Source organism: Cohnella sp. SGD-V74 (assembly GCF_003001675.1).
Classification (GTDB): domain Bacteria; phylum Bacillota; class Bacilli; order Paenibacillales; family Paenibacillaceae; genus Cohnella.
Genome location: NZ_PVYW01000001.1, coordinates 524,190 through 544,571 on the forward strand (window position 1 = coordinate 524,190; position 20,382 = coordinate 544,571).

Below are 20,382 nucleotides of genomic sequence, written 5' to 3' on the forward strand. Positions count from 1 at the left end.
ATTATTGTTGCCACTAAACTGTATACATAATATACTGTTTACAAAACATACAGTTTTATAAAGGACGAAAGGGGAACAAGGATGAAACAGCTCGCTATAGAAACGAAGGGTTTGAAGAAACGCTTCGGCAAGCAAGTCGTTCTGGACGGGGTCGATCTGTCCGTGCCATCCGGCATCATCTATGCGCTGCTCGGACCGAACGGCGCGGGCAAGACGACGCTGATCAATATTCTGTCTACTTTGACGGCCGCCGATGCGGGAGAGGCGAGGGTAGCGGGGTACGACGTTGCGGCGGAGAAAACGAAAGTGAAAATGTCCATCAGCTTGACCGGACAGTTCGCGGCCGTGGACGAAATGCTGACCGGGGAAGAAAATGTGCGGATGATCTGCCGTCTGTCCGGATTATCCCCGTCGGAGTCGAAGACACGTACGGCGGAGCTGCTGCAGCGGTTCGAGCTCCAGTCGGCAGCAGGCAAGCGGGTGAAGTCGTATTCGGGCGGCATGCGCAGAAGGCTTGATCTCGCCGTCAGCCTTGTCGTCGATCGTCCGGTGCTGTTTCTGGACGAACCGACGACCGGCCTGGATACGATAAGCCGGCAGACGCTATGGAAGATCATCCTCCAGTTGAAAGAACGCGGCATTACCGTCTTCCTGACGACGCAATACTTGGAGGAGGCCGACCAATTGGCCGATACGATCTCGGTCATCGACGGCGGACGGATCGTCGCGACCGGAACGCCCGCAGAGCTGAAAGCCAGAGTCGGCGAGGAAGTGATCGAGCTGCGCGACCGCAACGAGGCGCTGCTGCGGACGGTGTCCACGTCCGGCACGATCGCCGACGTCCGTCAGGCGCTGTCCGAGCTTGCTCCCCTGCTCCCGCCGGACGCGCGCGTAAGCCTGCGCAAGCCGAGCATGGACGATGTGTTCCTGGCTCTTACATCCCAACCGCGTTTGGAGGAATCGATCTCATGAATCTCTCTTCCCGTTCGGCGCCCGCTTCGGCTTCCTTCCTCGTCGCCAACGCCGTCTTCATCGGCCGCAGCATTCGCCTCAGCCTGCGAAACGTCGAGGCTCTGCTCATGGCCGTTATGCTTCCAGTGATGCTTATGCTGCTGTTCACCTATGTATTCGGCGGCGCGCTCGATCCGAGCGGCAACTATGTCAACTACGTCGTTCCGGGCATCATCCTGCTGTGCGCCGGCTTCGGATCTTCCAGCACAGCCGTCGACGTCTCCATGGACATGACGAACGGCATCATCGACCGCTTCCGCACGATGCCGATTCACAGCATGGGCGTCGTGACCGGTCATGTCGCCGCCAGCCTCGCCCGCAATCTGCTCGCCACCGCGATCGTCATCGGCGTCGCCTTCCTCGTCGGCTTTCGCCCCAATGCCGGCCTGACGGAGTGGCTGGCCGCGCTCGGCGTCATCGTGCTGTTCATTCTCGCCTTCACGTGGCTGTTCGCCGCGATCGGACTCGTCGCGGGCAGCCCATCGGCGGCCAGCGGCTACGGCTTCGCCCTGCTGTTCCTCCCCTACCTGTCCAGCGCGTTCGTGCAGACGGAGACGATGCCGGGCTGGCTGCAAGGCGTCGCCAACCACCAGCCGATTACGCCGGTCATCGAGACGATCCGCGGCCTGCTGACCGGCACGCCGATCGGCGATCAGGCCTGGCTGGCCGTCGGCTGGTGCGCGCTGCTCATCGCAGTCGCCATCGCGTGGTGCGGCATCTCGTTCCGCCGCCGCGCCGGACGCAGATAAACCGATAAGCTCGCCTCTCGAGCTCGACCAGGGCCGGACCCGGCTGCGAGAGTTAAGCGCGCCTCATGAACTTATTGACCGAGGCCGGGCCCAGGCGCCTTCCGAGTATCCAAATAATGCTGAACGCCGTCCAGAATGCGCTCCAGGCCGAAATCGAAGTCGTCGCCGACCGTGCTCGTCTGTTCGTTCTCCCCTGCGTAGGTGCCCGACATGACGATCGGATACAAGTGAGGATAGCTGTCCGGCTTGACGAGCTGCTTCAGCGCCGCGCTGTACTCCAACCCGTTGAACGTATCCGGATTGGCCCCCGCCTTAAGCGCCTGGCCGAAATCGCGGTTGATCAATCCGACGGAGCGGCTGTAGCTGCTCAGAAGCAGCAGGATCGACATCTTCTCATGCTCGTTCAGCGGAAAAGTGCGCATCGTCCCCAACATCCAATCGATGATTTTCAGCGTGTTCGGCATGATCGGGATCGAGGTCACCGGAATATCGCCAAACCAGGGATGCTTGACGAACACCTCCACACACGCCCACACGTACGCCCGCATCTCGGCCCGCCAATCTCCGTCCTTTCTCTCCGGGAGCTCCAGCTCGCTTACGGAATCGTACATCAGCATCAGAAGATCGTCTTTGCTCGCGATATATCGATACAGCGACATCGTCGTAAAACCAAGAGACGCCGCGACCCGGCTCATCGATACGGCGGCAAGGCCGTCCCGGTCGGCCAGCGCGACTGCCGCGTCGACGATTTTCTTGACGCTCAGCTCTCCTTTCGGTCCCCGCGTCGAAGGCTTCACCAGCCCCCACCCGAGCTTCGCTCCGTTCGGCAGCTTCTCCAGCGCCTCTTCGTTTAATCCGTCCCCATTGTTTCCGTCGCGCATCTGTTCCATCGTTCTCTCCTTGAAGTGTTCGCGAGCCCCCGCCAAGGAACTGCGCAAAAAGTGTATACGATGTAAACAGTATACCACAATCGCCGGAGGGAAAATTGAACCGCTCACCGAGAATGGCCGGGAGTCCCGCTCCCGGCCATTCCGATTTTCGCTTATCGAACCGCGTACTTCTCTCGCAGGAACTGTCCGGTATGCGACGCTTCGACCGCGGCGACCTCTTCAGGCGCCCCTTCGGCGACGACGCGCCCTCCGCCCGCACCGCCCTCCGGACCGATATCGACGACCCAATCCGACTGCCAGACGAGGTCCATATTGTGCTCCACCAGCACGACCGTGTGGCCGGCCTCGACCAGCTTCGAGAGCAGCACCTGAAGCTGCCGCACGTCTCCCGGGTGAAGCCCCGTCGACGGCTCATCCAGCAAGTACAGCGTGCGCTGCTTCGTCTTCTTGCCCAGCTCCTTCGCCAGCTTGAGGCGCTGCCCCTCGCCGCCCGACAGCGTGCGAACCGATTGCCCCCACTTCAAGTAACCGAGGCCGACCTCGCACAGCAGCTCGGTCGTCTCCGCGATTTTCGGCCTGCCGGCAAGAAAGGACAAGCTCTCCTGAACCGTCATATCGAGAATGTCGGAGATCGTGCGCCCTTCGTACTGGACGCTCAGCACCTCCTCTTTGAACCTTCTGCCGCGGCAGGCGGGACAGCGCACCTCCAGCTCGGGCAGGAAATGCATATGAACGGATACGACGCCGAGTCCCTCGCAATGCTCGCAGCGTCCTCCCGGCGTATTGAACGAGAAATGCTTGGCCGTCAGCTTGGCTTGCTTCGCTTGCGGCAGGCCGGCGAACCAGTTCCGCATATGCGTATACACGTCGGAGTAAGTGGCGACGTTCGAGCGCTGCATCCGCGACAGAGGCGTCTGGTCGACCGTGATCAGTTCGGGAACCGCCTCCCATCCGTCTATGCCCGCGCAGCCGGGGAACGGACCGCCCGATCTCCCCGACGCGGCCAGCAGGTCGAACAGCAGCGTCGACTTGCCCGAACCGGACACTCCGGTGACGGAGATCTGGCAGCCGAGCGGCAGCGACACGGTAATGCCCTGCAGATTGCGCAAGTTTGCGCCGCGAATCGTCAGCCGCTCCCCGCTCCCTTTCCGTCTCGGCGGAGCCGCCTGCACGCCTTCGTCCCTGAAGATCGCCCCGGTCACCGAGCGCGGGTCCGCGATCAGCTCCTCCAATCGTCCCTGTCCGACGACGGTTCCTCCGAAGCTCCCGGCTCCCGGACCGATGTCGATAATATGGTCCGCTGCCCGCATCACTTCCTCGTCGTGCTCGATGACGAGAACGGTATTGCCCAAGTCCCGAAGCTGCTTCAATACCCGGATCAGCCCTCTCGTATCCCGGGGATGCAGCCCGGCGGTCGGCTCGTCCAGAATGTACAGCACGCCGGTCAGCCCCGAGCCGAGAATGGACGCCAGCCGCAGCCGCTGCGCCTCGCCTCCGGACAGCGTAACCACCTGCCGGTTCAGCGACATATAGCCGAGTCCGACGTCGACGATGCGCTTCATCCGGACGATCATATCGTGCAGCAGCGCCTCGGTGATGTCCGATTGTCCGGGCGTCAGTCCGCTTCTGAGCGTCTGCGTCCAGTCCAGCGCGTCCGCGATTGCCCGGGAAGAGATCTCGCCAATGGAAGCGCCGTTCACCTTCACCTGAAGGCTCGACTTCTTCAGCTTCTCTCCGCCGCATTCCGTACAGGTCCGCTCGATGAACAGCTCCGCTCCTCCGCCCTCGCTGCCCTTCTCCCGATATTTTCTCCAGATTCCCGTAACGACGCCTTCGAACTTGCCTTGGCCGACCGCCTTCGGCGGCTTGACGTCGGGGAAGCGGCTGGAGAACCGCTCGCTCTCGACGCCGTAGAACAGCAGGTCCCGCTGCGCTTCCCCAAGCGTCTTGATCGGGGCATGCTCGTCGAACTCGAAGCCGTAATGGTTGGCCGCCGCCTTCAAAATACTCAAGCTGTATTCGACGATAAAGTCGTACCAGATCCGCACGCCCCCTCCGCGAACGCTGAGTTCCTCGTCGAAGACGGCCGTCAGATCGAGCGACGCGACATGGCCGAGCCCGCTGCAGCCTTCGCATGCCCCTTCCGGCTTGTTGAACGAGAAGTGCGTCATCGTCAGCTTCTCGAGGGCATGGCCGCATCTCGGACAGGGTTCGCTCAGGCGCATGTCCGCTTCCTCGTCTTCGTCCGGAATCCCGTAGCCTCCCGCTCCGTCCGGAGCGGAGACGACCGTCGTCCCGCATCGGGGGCACGGTCGTTCTCCCAGCTTGGAGAATACGATTCTGAGCAGCGTGTAGACGTCCGTCACCGTGCCGATCGTCGAACGCGGATTGCGATTGGTCGCATGCTGGCCGACTCCGATCGACGGCGACAGCCCTTCGATGGAATCGACCTTCGGCTTGGCCACCGAATCCGACACCATGCCCATCGACTCCATGTACTGCCGCTGGCACTCCCTCTGCAGCGTGTCCATCGCGAGCGTCGACTTGCCTGAGCCCGACGGTCCGGTCACGACGACCAGCTTGTGCTTCGGAATGTCGAGAGAGATGTTTTTCAGATTGTTCTCCCGCGCTCCCTTGATCCGAATCGTTCCTTGCATCTTCATTCCTCCTCGCAGGGATGCTTAGCCTAGATTAACAACTCTATGCTACAACATTCATGCAAGTCTTAAAGTTCGACGCCCTCCCCTTGCGCAGCATCGGTTAGCGAACGCTTCAAGACCGTCATGGTGATTGAAGCTTTTACGGCAAGGTACAACGGCTTTTCACCCCGAACTCATACTTTTTTAACAGATTCAAATAAAAGTTCGGCAAGAAATCTAATAGATTTGTGAGAAAATAGCCTCAAATGACAACAGGAAAAAGATACCAATAGACGAAATCGCAGTCAGGAGAGGTGACCCATGACGCCCTATAAAGTGATCATCGTGGACGACTCCAGCTTGGTGCGCAGCATTTTGACCAAGCTGTTTGCCAAGGACGAAAGCTTTATGATAGTTGGAGAAGCAAGAGACGGGTTGGAGGCAATCGAGATGATCGTCTCGAAGCGCCCCGATCTCGTCACGATGGATATCGAGATGCCGGTCATGGACGGATTGACGGCATTAAAACAGATCATGCACGACTGCCCCGTTCCCGTCATTATGGTCAGCAGCTACACGGACGAAGGGTCCGACTACGCGATGGAATCGATCGACAGCGGGGCGTCCGACTTCTTTTTCAAGGATTTGCTGCTGCAGCCGTCCGGCGACGGACTTCACGAGGACAATTTCCTGCTCCGCTGCAAAGTCGCGCTGAAACAGAAGGACTCGCTTATGTCCGACCAACTGTTCAAAATTCAGGAGCAGAACCACCAGTTGATTTTGGAGTCTTTCTCCCACTTGGTGAAAATCGAGGAAGATTTGGCGATCGTGCACGAAGAACTGCGGGGGACGCTGCGGGGGCAACGAGGTCTTATCCTGAAACTGTGCCGTAAGGACGGCAAATACATATGCATGTACGGGGAAGGCGAGCTGCTGCATTTGTTCGGAATGCCCGCGTCCCATCTGGTCGGCAAAGACAGCGTCGAATTGTTTTCCCATGAGCCCGCTTGTTATCAAGAGCCCTTCTACAATCAAGCCTGGAACGGGGAGAAGCTCGTCAGCTATGAGATGCAATGGAAGGGGCTGTATTTGCTCACCCATCTTCGGCCCGTCTTCCGCGGCGGAGAAATCATGAGCATCCTGATGATCAGCTTCGACATCAGCCCGCAGCGCCAGATGGAGCAGCGGGTCGTCTTCCTGCGGGACAACGACGCGCTGACCAAGCTGCCCAACCGCGCTTCTCTCGTGCGCTGGCTGGACGATACGATTCGCCAGCCCTACTCGTCTCTGACGATCGCCTCGATCGACCTGGATCACTTCAAAGTCGTCAATGAAGTATTCGGCCGCAATGTAGGCGACCGCATTCTGCAAATCGTCGCCAGGCGTATCGAAAACTGCGGGCTCTACGAGAAACAGTTCTATACCGCGCGCGTCGGCGGAGACGAATTCATATGCGCCTATACGTCAAGCAACGAGAAGTCCAGCCGTCTGCTGGCCGAAGCGATCTTCCAAAGCCTGATGAAGCCGATCTCGCTGGACGATCAGCAGCTGCCGGTGCGGATCAGCATGGGCATATTTTCGAGAGAAACGAGCGGATTCGGCGCCTACGAGCTGCTGGCCAACGCGGAGAACGCGATGTATTTCGCCCGCAAGCAGGGCGGCCATCAGATGAAGTTCTGGGAGCCTTCGCTGAACGAGCAGATCAAGCGCCGGGTCCAGATCGAGCTGCAGCTCAAAAGGGCGATAGAGCGACGGGAGTTCCGGCTCGTCTATCAGCCCCAATACGATCGCAAGAACGGAAGAGTCATCGGCTTCGAAAGCCTTATTCGCTGGAACAACCCGATTCTCGGCCAAGTGCCACCGGTCGAATTCATCCCGATCGCCGAGGAATCGGATTGCATTATCGAGATCGGCGAATGGGTGCTGCAGCAGGCTTGCCTCTTCGGCAAGAAGCTGCACGCGGAGACTTGCGCGCCTATTAAAATCGCCGTCAATCTGTCCTCCAAGCAATTCGCGGACGATCGTCTGTGCGATATCGTCAAACATATTTTGGCGAATACGGGGCTGAACCCCGGCTGCCTGGAGCTCGAAATTACCGAAAGCATGACGATGGACGTCCAGTCGACGCTCGCAACGATGCGCGAACTGAAGCAAATCGGCGTCAAGCTCGCCATGGACGACTTCGGCACCGGCTACAGCTCGCTCCGATGGATCAAGGAATTTCCGCTCGACTGCCTGAAGATCGACCGCTCCTTCATTATGGACATCTGCTCCAACGTGTACAATCACTCCATCGTCCGAACGATCACGGCCATGTCGGACAGCCTGCAGCTGGAGATGATCGCCGAGGGCGTCGAAGACGAGGACACCGCGCAGATCCTGGACGGATTCGGCTGCACGATGCATCAGGGCTATTATTACAGCAAACCCGTCGAGGAGCACGAGGTGTTGGACGCCTACCTGTCTTTGACGAGGAACGATTACAGTTGAACCGCAGACACGGCGAAGAGCGGCCTCACGAGCTCGTAGATTCGCCGCCGTCCACATGCAGCACCTGACCGGTCACGAACCGGGAATCGTCGGACGCCAGGTAGACGAAAGTAGGCGCCATCTCGAACGGTTGGGCCGCCCGTTCCATCGGGTTGAACGCCCCGAACACCGCCACCTGGTCCGACGAGAAGCTCGCCGGAATGAGCGGCGTCCACGTGCGCCCGGGCGCCACGGCGTTGACGCGGATGCCCCGCTTGACTACGCTCATGGCCAACGCCCGGGTAAATCCGACGATCGCGCCCTTGGTCGCGGTGTAATCGATCAATTGCTCCTCGCCGACATACGGGACGACGGAAGCCGTTCCGATGATGGAGCTTCCGGGCTTTAAATGCGGGAGCGCGGCTCTTGTCGTGTAGAAATGGGAGTAGATGTTCACTTTGAACGTGTCGTCGAATTGCTCGTCCGTAATGTCGCACAGGCTCTGTTGTTGAAATTGGATGCCGACGTTGTTGCACAGAATGTCGAGCCTTCCGAATACGGCGACGGTCTGCTCCACGATCGCCGCGCACACCCTCTTGTCTCTCACATCTCCGGGCAGCAGCAGACAGCGCTGCCCCAGCTCTTCGATTCTCCGCTTCGTCCGGTTCGCGTCCTCGTGTTCGTCCAGATAAGAGATCGCCACGTCGGCGCCCTCCTTCGCGAACGCGATCGCCGCGGCCGCGCCTATGCCGCTGTCCCCTCCGGTTATCAGAGCGACCTTCCCGGTCAGCTTGCAGCTTCCCTTATAATGAGGATTTTCGTTGATCGGCCTCGGAACCATCACGCTCTCGATGCCCGGCTGCCTAAGTTGGCGCTGCTCCGGCATGTTGATCGGGATATCCTGATATCTCGTGATTTGCCCGTAATTGGGATAGAGAGGATAAGGCTCCTTCGCCTTGTTCGCGTCGAACCATTGCTGCGCCTCTTCGATCTGCTTGAGCTTCAGCCGTTCCGATTCGGCCGGATTTTGCGGGTTCGGATTCATAATCGGACCTCCTTGTCGCTTTCCGTTCAGCATATGAACAGTAGGCATTCGCCGTGCCGGTCTTCCCGGAAATAAAGACTGGCTCGCCGCGTCCGTTCGGCGAATAGGCTAATGGGTAAATCCATTTTCGGAGGGTCCGCCTATGATTTTCGAATTCGATCCTTGCGTCCGCCTGCTTCTCGTCAACGGCTCGAATGCCCGCGTCCAGATGCGCTACGCGTCCAATCCGTATACGTGGTCCATGCCCGAGATCGGGCCTCGCCCGCCCTTCTACGCCAATCCCCGCTACGGCGCGAATTATCCGATCCTCTGATTTCCGCCCGCGGCCAAGCCGAGCTACCGCTCCGCGTTCGGCCGAACCTCGAGAAGCTTGCTCGCGGGAACGTCGTAGACGTATTCCCCGGAGTAGGTCTCGTCGTCCGCTCCGGTCCATTGGAACGATACGCGCAATCTGCGGTTGTCCAGCCACTCCTCGGACCGGAAGAGCGGATCGGGGCGCTCTTCGTGCACCGTCGTCTCCCCTTCCCATTGCTTGCGCAGCGATTCCAGATCGGGCAGCGCGATCTCCGAACCGTCGCGCGCGTCGACCGCGACCGTTCCGCCCCAGATGCGAGCCTCATAGGAGACGGCTGCATAGCGGCTGTTGGGCGACCAGACGAAGGAATGGCTGTAGTAGCCCATCGTCGACCACAGCTCCTTGCCGGTGCTTATCTGCACGAGCCGGATCCCTTCCGCGGGATACAGTCCGCCTGCCGTCACCCCTTTGTTAACGCCGTAGGCTTCGGCCAAGTACTTGCCGTCCGGCGACTCCGCCGACTCGTTGTTGACTCCCGGCTCCGCCAATGCGCCCGTTGCCGGGGAAGAGGCCTCAGCCTCTGCCGCTTGCTCGTCCTCTTCGAAGCGGAATGCCGTCAACGCGTACTTCCCATCTCTATAGTTCACGTCCGCGATCAGTTCTCCGATGTAGTCCGGCATCGGATCGTCCTGCGTCACGGTTCCGGCGCCGATCGACATCCTCAGTCCGGCCTCGGTCTTCTCGTACGAAATCCAGTTGCCGAAAGAGATTTTCTGGTCCGCATACCGAGCCGGAATGGCGGAACTGCTCTTCAGCCCGGCGATCGCTTGATCGACCTGGGGCCGATATTCCTCCTCCAGCAACGGGTAATCTCGAAGATCGTCGAGCTCGACGACGTGCAGCTCATCTACGGATACTCCCGTCCCCGATCCGATGTACAGAATGACGGCCAGCTCGTCCTTCCCGTCGCCGTCGAAGTCCGCCACGTGCAGCACAGGCTCTATTCCCTGCGGAGTCATGTAGCCCCAGGCGTATTCCCGCGACAGATCGCCCGCATGCAGCGTAACGCCGTTCTCTTCGGCGAACAGGTAAATGCGCTGCTCGGGAACCGAGGCCAGCAAGTAGGAGCGGAAGGGCTCGTCGGAGCCGGACGCCGGCTGTTCCGCCTGAATCGCAAGCGCGGCCGCGCTCCCTTCTGCCGTCTCTTCAGGCCCGCTCATCTTCGTATTTGCGCCGGAACAGGACGCCGACAGCGCAGCCCCGAGCGCCAGGATGACTAACGCGAACGCCTTTTTCTTGCCAACATAGATCGACACGCTGGAGCCCCTTTCGCCAATTAAAGATATCTCCTAATTTAACGTAAGATAATGGTAAAAGGTTTAAATATTTTTCCAGATACGCCAAAAGAGCCGCCCCGGGATACGTCCGCGAAATCCCCAAGGCGGCCCTTCCTTGCCCTAGATCGACGCTTCGATCCAGTTCACGACAGCTTGCGCCAGCCGTTCTCTCTTCTCCTGCACATCGTTCATGTCCCCCAGCTTGACTGTCGCCCGGTCGGCGGCGGCCCACGCCATAAGCCCCGTGTCGTCCCGGAATTCGAAGCCGTCTTGCTTGGCTTTGGCGCCCCGATGGAAGACGAGCAGGAAGCTATCCCTGCCCCGCAGGTTCATCGTAATGCGGTCTTCCCCGTCGACGCAGAAGCTCGGCGCATTCCATTTGACGTGCTCGGTCAGACGGTCGTCCGCGGCCAACACGATGCGCCGCACTTCCTCGATCTCCGCCTTCAGCGGATGCTCTAGCTTGCTCAAGTACTGTTCCACTTGCTCCGTTCCCGCTTGCGGCATCTCTCCAGCCCCTTTCTTGTCCGCGCCCTTACAGGCTACAAGCCTAGGTTCGCCAGCCAACCGGCCAGATCCTCTTCCCTCGCCTTGACGTCGCCTTTTCCCTTCCTGTACTTGCCCAGATTCCGCTCGGCGACGAGACTGCCGTCCAGCATGAACAGAATGCGCTCCGTCTTCGCCGCGACCTTGACGTCGTGCGTCACGAGCAGAATCGTCGTTCCGGCCTCGTTGATATCCGCGAGCAGATCCATGATCTCTCCCGCGGATTTGGAATTAAGCGCGCCGGTCGGCTCGTCGCCGAACACGATCTCCGGCTGATTGATCAGCGCCCTGCAGATCGCCACCCGCTGCAGCTGCCCTCCCGAAGCCTGCGTAATGCTCTTGCCCGCCAGCTCGTCGATGCCCGACTTCCGCATGTATTCGAGCGCTCTCGCATTGATGCTCTTGCGGCTGCTACGCTTGGCCAGGTAAGCAGACAGGACGATATTGTCGAGGAGACTCAAGTTTTTCAAGAGATGGATGTGTTGAAAAATAAACCCCATCTTCGTCAGTCGCAGCTCGGACAGCCGCTTCTCTGAGAATGAGCAGATGTCCTCGCCGCCGAACGTTACGCTGCCGGAGCTGGCCCGATCCATCCCGCTCAGGTTAAAGAGCAGCGTCGACTTGCCCGAGCCGGACGGCCCCATCACCGCTATGAATTCGCCTTTGCGAATTTGCAGATTCACCTTCTTCAATACCTGCTGCCCGTCGTTCGGGCCGCTTGCGTACGATTTGCTCAATTCCTTCGCTTCCAGCAGCACTCCCACCGCAATTCCTCCCTCTTAGGTCGCGTTCATCTCGGACATTTTCACTTTGCGGATCGATGCCAGGCTGACGAGAGCCGTGACAGTTACGGCGGCCAGCAGCAAAGCGGGATACAGCACGTAAGCCTGAAGCGGATCAATCGCGAACTTGATGCGGGCGGCGCCCATGAAGGACATCGCGACCCCCGCGGCGCTCGGCCCCGCCGTATTGGACAGGACGGTTCCGACGGCGATGCCGGCGACGAGCACGAGCAGCGCCTTCGTCACGTACTGAATGCGAACGTGCAGCATGGAGAAGCCGATGCTCTTCATGATCGCGATCTGACCGGCGTCCTTGGCTACGGCCATCTTCACGAACAGCGCCGTAATGAGCGCCGATACGAGCAGAGCGACGACCGTGGCGACTCTCGTCACCAGCTTGAGCTGTTCGAGCGTATTGCCGAACGTCTGCGCCATATAGCCGGCCAGATCGGTCACCTTCGCCGGATGCATCGCTTGCGCGTACCGGTCCCTCTTGTCCGCGACGTCGGCCCCGGGCTTCAAGTCGACGGCGATTTCGTAACGAAGCACCGTGTCCAGCCGGACGGGCAGCGCCGCCTTGGCCGTGCGGCCTCCGTTCGTCACGTCCTGGTAGATGCCGCTCACCTTAAGCGTTATCTCCCGCCCGTCCACAATCAGCCGCACCGGATCGCCTACCTTCTTCTCCATTTCCTTGCCGTTTAAGTAGGAGAGCGCAATCTCGTCGGCCCGCGATGGAGCCGATCCCTGCATGTACTCCAGCGGGAACGCCGCGAAGTCGCCGACTTCGACGGTCATATTTTCAAGAGTTCCGTCGTCGCCAACCGTCTTGAACGAGCTGACGAGCACTGCGGCGTATTTCTCCACGTCGTTATCGTTCTCCAGCTGCGCGACAATGCTCCGATAGTCGTCCCCGGCGGAGCCGGCATGCTGCAGGTCGATGCGCAGATCGCTTCTCTCGATGCCCATGTAATTGTTGAATCCGGGAGATTGAACCGTATGGAAAAAGTTGACCGGCACGAGCATGATGAACGAGCTGATGATGAAGACGAGCAGCAGCATCCGGTACATCTTGAAGCGGCCGACGATGTCCTTGACCGCCAGGAATACGGGAACGCTGAGCGTCCGGTTTCGGTGCAGCGCCGGTTTCGTGCCGGGCGGACGCCCCTCTCCCGCCGCGCCGGAGCGAAGCGCCTCCACCGCGGAAATCCGGTCGAACCGTCTTAGCGTCAGCATGCAGAACGCGATCACGATCGCGAACGTGAACGCGGCGGCCGCGACCGGAACGAGCTGCAGGACCAGCCCTTTCGGCGCCTTCCCGATATAGAGCATAATATTGCGCGTAAACAGCGGATGAAGCAGCAGGGACGCCGCATAGCCGATAACCGAAGCGACGGCGGCCGTCAGCACGTATTTCGCCAGATAGAGCTTGCGGATATGCTTGGAGGAGATTCCGATCGCCTTCATCACGCCGATCTCGCGATAATCCTCCTCGATTGCCGCCAAAATCGTGAATCTCAGGCAGAGCAGCGCGATCGTCCCGATCAGGAAGCTGACCAGCAGAATAACGGCCGCCAGCAGCCCGTCCGTCAATGCGTTCAGCGTCCGGAACAGCGTATGGTCGATGGCCGGTCCCAGCTTGGGCAGGTTCGACGCCTCGTAAGCGGTTCTGAATTCGCCGAGCTTGCCTGGATCGGTCAGCTGGAATTCGAGCAAATATTCCCGCTCCCCGGCACCGCTGCCGCTCAACCGGGCGAAGTCGGCGTCGTAGACGACGAATCTCTTCGAATGAATGATGGAAGGATTCATCTGCGCGTCCCGAACGAAGTCGGCGATCCGAAGCTCCATCGCGAAGCCCGGAGCGGCGATCCGAATCTTATCGCCGATCTCCAGACCGTCCCTCTGCTTATAATAGACCGGCACCGCGATTTCCCCCCGCTTCACTTGGACGGGTTGGCTGTCCAGGTCGAGCAGCAGGTCGAAGGACCGATTCTGCTTAACGAAATAATGGTCCATGATGCCGCCGCTTCCGGGTGCGGCTCCATCGCCGAGCACGAGATGGGCATCCTCGACCTTGATCATCTCGGCCGCCTGATGACGCCGGACCAGCTCGTTGCCCTGAGCCCACCGGTCGATGGCCGCGCGGTCGACTTCTCCGGCATGCATCTGCACGTAATGGGGAACGCCGGATTTGGCGAACAGCGCGCCGAGCGAACTCGACAGCTCCGCGATCATATTCGCGCCGCTGGACGCCAGCAGCGCGGACAGAGAAATAAAAACAAGCAGAGCCGCGGAAATGCTTTTGTTTCTAAGCCAATCCTTTCTCAGCATGCGCATGAGCATCTTCTTCCCGTCAGCTCCCTTCCTTGGACCCTGTCGTATTATCCGTCTCTTTAGCGACTACGCCCAGCATATAAGCGAAGCTGCCGCGCTCTGCCCCGAGCGTCGTTTCCATAATGGAAGCAAAAGCCGCCGCCTTCTTCGCCAGCTCCTCCGGCTTCCATTGGAAAATGCCTTCGTCGAACAAAAATTGCGAGGACACAAGCAGAAACTCCACCGTCTCCCGCGGGTAATCCGTACGGAACTCGCCTTCTTCGATTCCCTGTTCGATGACTTCCGTCAACACGGGCGTAAGGCGCAAGATCGTCTCGACGAGACTCTTCTGGTGCATCTCCGCGTTGTCGACCTGATGCAGTTGCTCGATCATCTGTTCCTTCCCGTCCGATTCCGCGCCGCTGCCCGTGACGATCCGGAACATCTTCTCATGGGCGCTCAGCGCCGGATCGGCGGCAACCGCCTTGGCGGCCTCCACTCCGGATTCGATATACCGCATGACGATGGCGTCCATCACCTCCTCCTTCGACTGGAAGTGATAGTAGAACGTGCCTTTGGCGATCCCGACCTCGCTTAGAATATCGTTGATCGTCGCGCGCGAGTACCCCTTGGTCGCGAACAGCCTTTCGGCGGCGTCCAATATTTCGCTTTTCCTCTCTTCGGGCTTCTTGGAGATTCTCATGACCGTACCCTCCGCATTGCTTTATCTTCCATTCGACCGACCGTCGGTCTATAAACAACAGTAACATTTTTCTATTTTGGCAGTCAAGCTGCAAAATAAAGAGCCGCCCCCTCGCATCCGTTGGATGGGGGAGCGGCTCGCGTCCGAATTAGTTACCCAGGAATCCTTTTTTGAAGATGTCCAGCAAATATTCGAGCGTAGTCGGATCGCTGTACGACGACGCTTCCGTGTCGATCTCGATCACTTGGTTGTTTTTGACCGCGGGAATGTTCTTCCAAGTTTCCGAATCCAGGAAGGCGCCGTTGCCTTCCTTGTTCTTGCTCAGCACGATGAAGTCGCCGGCGTATTCGGGAACCACTTCCTGGGACAGCGTGTAGTAGCCCGGCTCCAGCGCGTCCTGTTCGACTTTGGCCGGCATTTTCAGCCCCATCGCCTGATACAGAATCTCGGTGCCGCGCGCCCAGTTGTTGCCGAATACGTAGACGTCCTTCAGGTCGTATTCGAAGACGGATACGGTCACGTTCTCGCCGTACTTCGCTTTGATCTCGTCGCCGGCCGCTTTGGCCCTGCTCGTGAAATCGTCGATCCAAGCTTGCGTCTCCGTTTCCTTGCTCAGCAGCTTGCCGATCTCGAGCTGCTGGGCCAGATAGTCCAGCTTGCCCCATGTGTATACGATGGTCGGAGCGATCTCGCTCATCTTGTCGAGGTTGTTCATCCAGGAACCGGCAATGATCAGATCGGGATCGAGCTCGATGATCTTCTCCAGATCGGCGTCGGATACGGTTTCCACGTTGGCCGTTTTGTCGGCGAACAGAGGGTTTTTCTTCGTCCACTCGTCTACTCCGATCAGCTTGCCGTCCAAGGAAATAATATTAGGAGCGTTCGTCAGACCGATAATGCGCTGCGGGTTGGCCGGAATTTCCACCGGACCGTTCTCGGATTCGTAGATGACGGTTCCGGCAGACGCTTCCTGGCTCGGAGCTTCGCTGCTGGCTGGAGCGCTGCTCTCCGGAGCGGCGCTGCCCGACGGGCTGCTCGATTGTTCCTGCTTGTTGCCGCCGCATGCGCTAACGATCAGAACGAGCAGCAGTACGACGGGTAGAAATGCTTTTTTCATGTTGATGTCCCCTCTATCCCTATGTCTTGTATAGTCGACGATAATGAGAATCATTGTCGTTTCGCACATTATTATCATATAGATTATTGGGGAATTGTCAAGCTCCAATTGCGATATTCCCGCGTCCCGAGCGCTCTCCCGCCTTTCTTCGCCGCGCTTCGGAATACCGAAAGAGCCTTCTCGTCCGCCGCGAAAGTCGGGAAGAACGAGAAGGCTCTCGATAAATAACAGTTAGAATAATTGCGGCCGTCGGCGGGGTGATTACCAGGCGCTCGCTTCGTCTTTGCTCTTGCGGGGGCTCTTGTGCTTCTTGATCAGCTTGGGCAAGTGCTTGATGCCCCGCACCATGCCGCCTTTGCACATCGGGCATTCCGGCGAAGCGGACGAGGCCAGTTCCTCCCGGACCCATACTTTGCATTCCGCATTTCGGCAGCGCCAGATCGGCACCGGCGACAATTCGGGCTTAACGGATTCCATATTCGTGCTCCACCTCCGCGGATGTAAGATACCCGTATTCATCCGGTTCCATGCTATTCAATTTCGTTCCCATAACGCCTATTGAAGCCCATGCTCCTCCCGGATCTTGTACAGGCCTTGCAGCAGCATATCGGCCGGATCACGATTCAGAAGCAAGTGCGTAAACAGCAGATGGAGGGGAATCGCGCATACATTGTTTCCGTCCCGTACGGCCGGAAATCCGGTTTCGAAGACGGGGCCGTGCTCTTGGTTCCAAGCCAGTCCGGCATGCACCTGTTCCGGCGCGAACTCTTCGGTGACCGCTTTAATGCATTGGGGAACGAGCACGTTGTCGATCAGCCCTCTCGCTTCCGCTTCGTTCGCGGGAGGTTTCGGAAACGGTTTGCCCCCTTTGTCTTTCATCAGATCGACGAAAAACGACGCCATCCATTCCGAGGGATTGCCTTCTCCCTGAAACTTGGCAACCAGCTCGCGAAGGAAAAATCCGCATTCATAGCCGTCGTTCGCTTCGTCCTTGACCTGAAAGACGAAAACCGGACCATAGATGTCCTGGTTCAACACTTGCCCTTCCACATGCTCGAAGTGCATTCTTAGCGCGACAAGGCCGTTATGGTGGACCGCCTTGACCAGCTCGGCAAATTTCTCGTCCTTGTTCGGCGCTTGGCCGTCGTTTGCCGTGTTCGTTGTCTCATTATTAGTCATTGTCTGCTCACCCGCTTCCCATCATACCACGAAATGAGAAGTTGTCCTACTCGGAGAGCGGCATCCAAATCCTTCTTTTTCGCAGCGCGTACGCCGTTCAGATCAGCATGCCGCCGGAAGCTTCCACTCTCTGCGCGTTGACCCAGCCCATGTCGGCCGTGCAGAGGGAAGCGATCACCCCGCCGATGTCGTCGGGCTCGCCGACTCTGCCCAGCGCGATCATCGATCCGATGCGCTCCCTCGCCGCCGGATTGTCCCTTGTCACGCCTCCGCCGAAGTCCGTCGCAATCGCCCCGGGAGCGATCGTGTTCACCCGGATGCCTCTGCCGCCCCATTCCTTGGCCATGTACTTCGTCAAAATTTCGACCGCGCCTTTCATCGCCGCGTACGCGCCGTAGCCTTCCAGCGAAAAGCGGGTCAGACCCGTCGAAACGTTGATGACGCTCCCGTTGTCGGCAATGCGGGGCAGCAGCTTCTGCGTCAAGAATAACACGCCCTTCACGTGCACGTTCATCAAGCTGTCGAACTGCTCTTCCGTCGTGCTGGCCAGAGGCGCGTTGATCCCGAAGCCGGCGTTGTTGGTCAGAAAATCGAACTGCTCCCTCCCCCATTTCTCCCGCAGCAGATCGGCCAGCCGGGATTCGAACGCGCCGAAGGACGCCGTGTCTCCCGCGTCAAGCTGCAAGGCCGCGGCCCGGCCGCCGGTCCGTTCGATCTCCCGGACGACCGCTTCGGCCTCCTCGTTCCGGGTATGATAAGTGACGATGACGTCGATGTTTTTGCGGGAAAGCGCGAGCGCGGCGTTCTTGCCGAGTCCGCGGCTTCCTCCGGTAACCAGTGCGATTTTACGGAAGTCGTTCATATTCGATCCTTCTCCTTTTGTCATGAAATGACCTCTTGATCCGCCTTGATTCGCGGTCTATAGTGAAGATATCACTTAGAGTTCACTCGAAGTCAACCTATGGAGATGAAGAAAATGAACTATACCATTAACGAGGCGGCCCGACAGTTCGGTCTGACCGCTCACACGCTGCGTTACTACGACAAGGAGGGACTTCTTCCCTTCATCGGAAGAGGCAAGTCCGGCAACCGCACGTTCAGCGAGCAGGACCTGCAATGGCTTGCGCTGATCTGCTGCTTGAAGGATACCGGCATGCCGATCAAGGAAATCAAGACGTACAGCGACCTGTGCGTCGAAGGCGGCGCAACGGCGGAAACCCGTAAAACGATCCTGCAGTCGCACCGTGCCGAAGTGGCGAGACAGATCGACGAGCTGCAAAAAAATCTCGGGCTCATCGACGCGAAAATCGCTTCGTACGACGATCCCGAGAGGCTTAAAATGATGGAAGAGCATGCGCGCATGAGCAAAGAACGGACGGAATAAGCTAATCTGCGCGTCCGGCAGCAGGTATTATCGAGATACATCCCCGTTCTTGTTCATCGATAATGCCATCTGTTCCCAATCGCTCCGGGGCTCCGTTACGTCCGGCGCATATACGCCCGCACCGTGATCGGAGCGAAGATCGCCACGATGACGGCGGCCCCGAGCAGGGAAATGCCGAGATCCCAGCCTGCCGTTCCGGAGTTGGCCAGCTCGCGGACAGCCGTTACGAGATGCGAGACCGGATTGATGTTGACGAACCATTGCAGCCACTTCGGCATCGTCTCTACCGGCACGAAGGCGTTGGACAGAAACGTGAGCGGGAACAGCACGATCATTGAAATCCCCTGCACGCTCGAGGCGGTGCGGGCGATGACGCCGAAGAAAGCGAAAATCCAGCTGATCGCCCACGAGCAGAAAATGACCAGCACCGCCGCAAGGGCGACATGCTCCAGGCCTCCGTCCGGACGATAGCCCATCAAATAGCCCATGGTAAAGGTAAGCACGGTGGCGATCGTATAGCGGATTGTGTCGGCCAGCAAAGCCCCGGCCAGCGGCGCGATTCGCGCGATCGGCAGCGACTTGAACCGGTCGAACACGCCTTTGTCCATATCCTCGCGCAATTGCACGCCGGTCACGATCGAGGTCGTAATGACGGTCTGAACGAGGATGCCCGGAATAATGACGGGCAAGTAGCTGACGACGTCGCCGGAGATCGCCCCGCCGAAAATGTAAGTAAACATCAGCGTGAACAAAATCGGCTGCAGCGTAACGTCGAACAGCTGCTCCGGCGTGCGCCGGATTTTCAGCAGCCCCCGGTAAGCCATCGTTAACGAATGGCGCAGCGACTGCCCGAAGCTCGTATGGTTTTTCAATTGGCGGGCGACTCCCGCTTTGACGGATGCGGTTCTCATGCGCTTGCCTCCTCTTTGTTCTTGGCGCCTTCGCCTGTAATCGTGAGGAAAACCTCGTCAAGCGTCGGCTTCTGCACGCTCATCTCGGCCAGACGAATGCCTTTCGCGCGGAGCGCGACGAGCAAATCCGTCACCAGATCCGCATTCGCCATCGGCGCGGTAATGACGCCGGCTTCCGACGATACGCCGGATACGGCATGGAGCACCTGCTCGATTGTGCGGCGAGTTTCCGGAACGTCCGACGCCTGCTCCACTCGCAAATGCAGCGACGAGGTTCCTACGGACGTCTTCAATTCGTCCACGGTTCCCTCGGCGACGACGCGGCCGCGGTCGATGACCGCGATCCGGTCGGCCAACTGGTCCGCTTCGTCGAGATACTGCGTCGTCAGCAGAACGGTGGAGCCCGTCTTCACCAGCCTGCGGATCGTCTCCCACATCTGCGCGCGGGTGCGGGGGTCCAGACCGGTCGTCGGTTCGTCGAGGAAGATGAGCGGCGGCTGGGCGATCAGGCTCGCCGCGAGGTCCAGACGGCGGCGCATCCCGCCGGAGAAGTTCTTGAGCGGACGCTTCGCCGCTTCCGTCAAGCCGAATTCCTCCAGCAGCTCCTCCGCCTTGGCTTTCGCCTCCGCCCTTCCCAGCCCGAGCAGCCGGGAGAAGATCACCAAATTTTCGGTCGCGCTGAGCGATTCGTCCACCGAGGCGTATTGCCCCGTCACCCCGATCAACTGGCGGACGATCTGCGATTCCTTGACCGCGTCGTAGCCGAAGACGCGCGCCGAACCGGCATCCGGCCGCAGCAGCGTCGCCAGCATCCGGATCGTCGTCGTCTTGCCCGCTCCGTTCGGGCCGAGCACGCCGTATATCGAACCTGCCCGCACCTTCAAGTCCACTCCGTCTACCGCCCGATTATCGCCGAACACTTTGACAAGCCCGTGCGCTTCGACGGCCCATTCGTTGTTTTTATACATCGTAATTCCTCCCTTAATGGCTCAACACTTAGAAAAATAACTCACGT

At 59.2% G+C, this 20,382-nt stretch carries 19 protein-coding genes; 5 read left to right on the forward strand and 14 right to left on the reverse strand.

The features are described from left to right. Positions 1 to 81 precede the first annotated feature (81 nt). Together B0G52_RS02365 and B0G52_RS02370 are read left to right on the forward strand one after the other, a co-directional pair. Positions 82 to 972 carry an ATP-binding cassette domain-containing protein gene (locus tag B0G52_RS02365; protein ID WP_094041890.1) on the forward strand — a complete coding sequence of 297 codons (891 nt, stop codon included), beginning with the start codon at positions 82 to 84 and terminating at the stop codon, positions 970 to 972. Continuing rightward, on the forward strand, positions 969 to 1,760 hold the full coding sequence (locus B0G52_RS02370) for an ABC transporter permease (protein WP_094041891.1): 792 nt from the start codon (positions 969 to 971) through the stop codon (positions 1,758 to 1,760). Before B0G52_RS02365 ends, B0G52_RS02370 begins: the two co-directional genes overlap by 4 nt. A gap of 71 nt (positions 1,761 to 1,831) precedes the next feature. On the opposite strand, the gene B0G52_RS02375 is transcribed toward B0G52_RS02370, so the two are convergent. Both B0G52_RS02375 and uvrA read right to left on the reverse strand, forming a co-directional pair. Beyond that, positions 1,832 to 2,650: a TetR/AcrR family transcriptional regulator gene (locus B0G52_RS02375; RefSeq protein WP_233162279.1), complete on the reverse strand. Its 819-nt coding sequence runs from the start codon at positions 2,648 to 2,650 to the stop codon at positions 1,832 to 1,834. A 152-nt stretch (positions 2,651 to 2,802) separates the two neighbouring features. Then, positions 2,803 to 5,307, reverse strand: a complete 2,505-nt coding sequence (uvrA, locus tag B0G52_RS02380; protein WP_094041892.1) for an excinuclease ABC subunit UvrA — start codon at positions 5,305 to 5,307, stop codon at positions 2,803 to 2,805. Positions 5,308 to 5,610: 303 nt separating this feature from the next. Between uvrA and B0G52_RS02385 the strand changes: the two genes are divergently transcribed. Then, on the forward strand, positions 5,611 to 7,779 hold the full coding sequence (locus B0G52_RS02385; RefSeq protein ID WP_094041893.1) for an EAL domain-containing protein: 2,169 nt from the start codon (positions 5,611 to 5,613) through the stop codon (positions 7,777 to 7,779). A 25-nt stretch (positions 7,780 to 7,804) separates the two neighbouring features. Here B0G52_RS02385 and B0G52_RS02390 read toward each other — a convergent pair whose 3' ends face one another. Continuing rightward, positions 7,805 to 8,803 carry an SDR family oxidoreductase gene (locus B0G52_RS02390; RefSeq protein WP_094041894.1) on the reverse strand — a complete coding sequence of 333 codons (999 nt, stop codon included), beginning with the start codon at positions 8,801 to 8,803 and terminating at the stop codon, positions 7,805 to 7,807. A 142-nt stretch (positions 8,804 to 8,945) separates the two neighbouring features. Between B0G52_RS02390 and B0G52_RS35825 the strand changes: the two genes are divergently transcribed. Beyond that, positions 8,946 to 9,116: a hypothetical protein gene (locus tag B0G52_RS35825; protein ID WP_198960574.1), complete on the forward strand. Its 171-nt coding sequence runs from the start codon at positions 8,946 to 8,948 to the stop codon at positions 9,114 to 9,116. Positions 9,117 to 9,139: 23 nt separating this feature from the next. Here B0G52_RS35825 and B0G52_RS02395 read toward each other — a convergent pair whose 3' ends face one another. The 9 genes from B0G52_RS02395 to B0G52_RS02435 all read right to left on the reverse strand — a co-directional run bounded on the left by B0G52_RS02395 (position 9,140) and on the right by B0G52_RS02435 (position 17,958). Next, a complete protein-coding gene (locus B0G52_RS02395) occupies positions 9,140 to 10,414 on the reverse strand; it encodes a hypothetical protein (RefSeq protein WP_094041895.1) in 1,275 nt (424 codons plus the stop codon). A 141-nt stretch (positions 10,415 to 10,555) separates the two neighbouring features. Continuing rightward, the gene (locus B0G52_RS02400; RefSeq protein ID WP_094041896.1) at positions 10,556 to 10,942 is read right to left on the reverse strand and encodes a DUF1801 domain-containing protein; all 387 of its coding nucleotides are present in this window, start codon (positions 10,940 to 10,942) and stop codon (positions 10,556 to 10,558) included. Between the two features lie 35 nt (positions 10,943 to 10,977). After that, the gene (locus B0G52_RS02405) at positions 10,978 to 11,745 is read right to left on the reverse strand and encodes an ABC transporter ATP-binding protein (RefSeq protein ID WP_094041897.1); all 768 of its coding nucleotides are present in this window, start codon (positions 11,743 to 11,745) and stop codon (positions 10,978 to 10,980) included. A 15-nt stretch (positions 11,746 to 11,760) separates the two neighbouring features. After that, positions 11,761 to 14,097: an ABC transporter permease gene (locus B0G52_RS02410; protein ID WP_233162281.1), complete on the reverse strand. Its 2,337-nt coding sequence runs from the start codon at positions 14,095 to 14,097 to the stop codon at positions 11,761 to 11,763. A gap of 16 nt (positions 14,098 to 14,113) precedes the next feature. Next, positions 14,114 to 14,776, reverse strand: coding sequence for a TetR/AcrR family transcriptional regulator (locus B0G52_RS02415; protein ID WP_094041899.1), 663 nt, complete (start codon positions 14,774 to 14,776; stop codon positions 14,114 to 14,116). A 148-nt stretch (positions 14,777 to 14,924) separates the two neighbouring features. Then, the gene (locus tag B0G52_RS02420; RefSeq protein WP_094041900.1) at positions 14,925 to 15,893 is read right to left on the reverse strand and encodes an iron-hydroxamate ABC transporter substrate-binding protein; all 969 of its coding nucleotides are present in this window, start codon (positions 15,891 to 15,893) and stop codon (positions 14,925 to 14,927) included. Between the two features lie 261 nt (positions 15,894 to 16,154). Next, positions 16,155 to 16,370: a cold-inducible protein YdjO-related protein gene (locus B0G52_RS02425; RefSeq protein WP_094041901.1), complete on the reverse strand. Its 216-nt coding sequence runs from the start codon at positions 16,368 to 16,370 to the stop codon at positions 16,155 to 16,157. A gap of 78 nt (positions 16,371 to 16,448) precedes the next feature. Further along, entirely contained in the window at positions 16,449 to 17,072 is a 624-nt protein-coding gene (locus tag B0G52_RS02430; protein WP_094041902.1) for a hypothetical protein, read from the reverse strand. Positions 17,073 to 17,169: 97 nt separating this feature from the next. After that, positions 17,170 to 17,958 (reverse strand): SDR family NAD(P)-dependent oxidoreductase, encoded by a 789-nt coding sequence (locus tag B0G52_RS02435; protein ID WP_369826998.1) that lies wholly within the window; start codon positions 17,956 to 17,958, stop codon positions 17,170 to 17,172. Between the two features lie 90 nt (positions 17,959 to 18,048). On the opposite strand from B0G52_RS02435, the gene B0G52_RS02440 reads away from it, so the two are divergent. Then, the gene (locus B0G52_RS02440; protein WP_094041903.1) at positions 18,049 to 18,456 is read left to right on the forward strand and encodes a MerR family transcriptional regulator; all 408 of its coding nucleotides are present in this window, start codon (positions 18,049 to 18,051) and stop codon (positions 18,454 to 18,456) included. A 95-nt stretch (positions 18,457 to 18,551) separates the two neighbouring features. Here B0G52_RS02440 and B0G52_RS02445 read toward each other — a convergent pair whose 3' ends face one another. Next, positions 18,552 to 19,367, reverse strand: coding sequence for an ABC transporter permease (locus tag B0G52_RS02445; protein WP_094041904.1), 816 nt, complete (start codon positions 19,365 to 19,367; stop codon positions 18,552 to 18,554). After that, positions 19,364 to 20,335, reverse strand: coding sequence for an ATP-binding cassette domain-containing protein (locus tag B0G52_RS02450; RefSeq protein WP_094041905.1), 972 nt, complete (start codon positions 20,333 to 20,335; stop codon positions 19,364 to 19,366). Before B0G52_RS02450 ends, B0G52_RS02445 begins: the two co-directional genes overlap by 4 nt. Positions 20,336 to 20,382 lie beyond the last annotated feature (47 nt).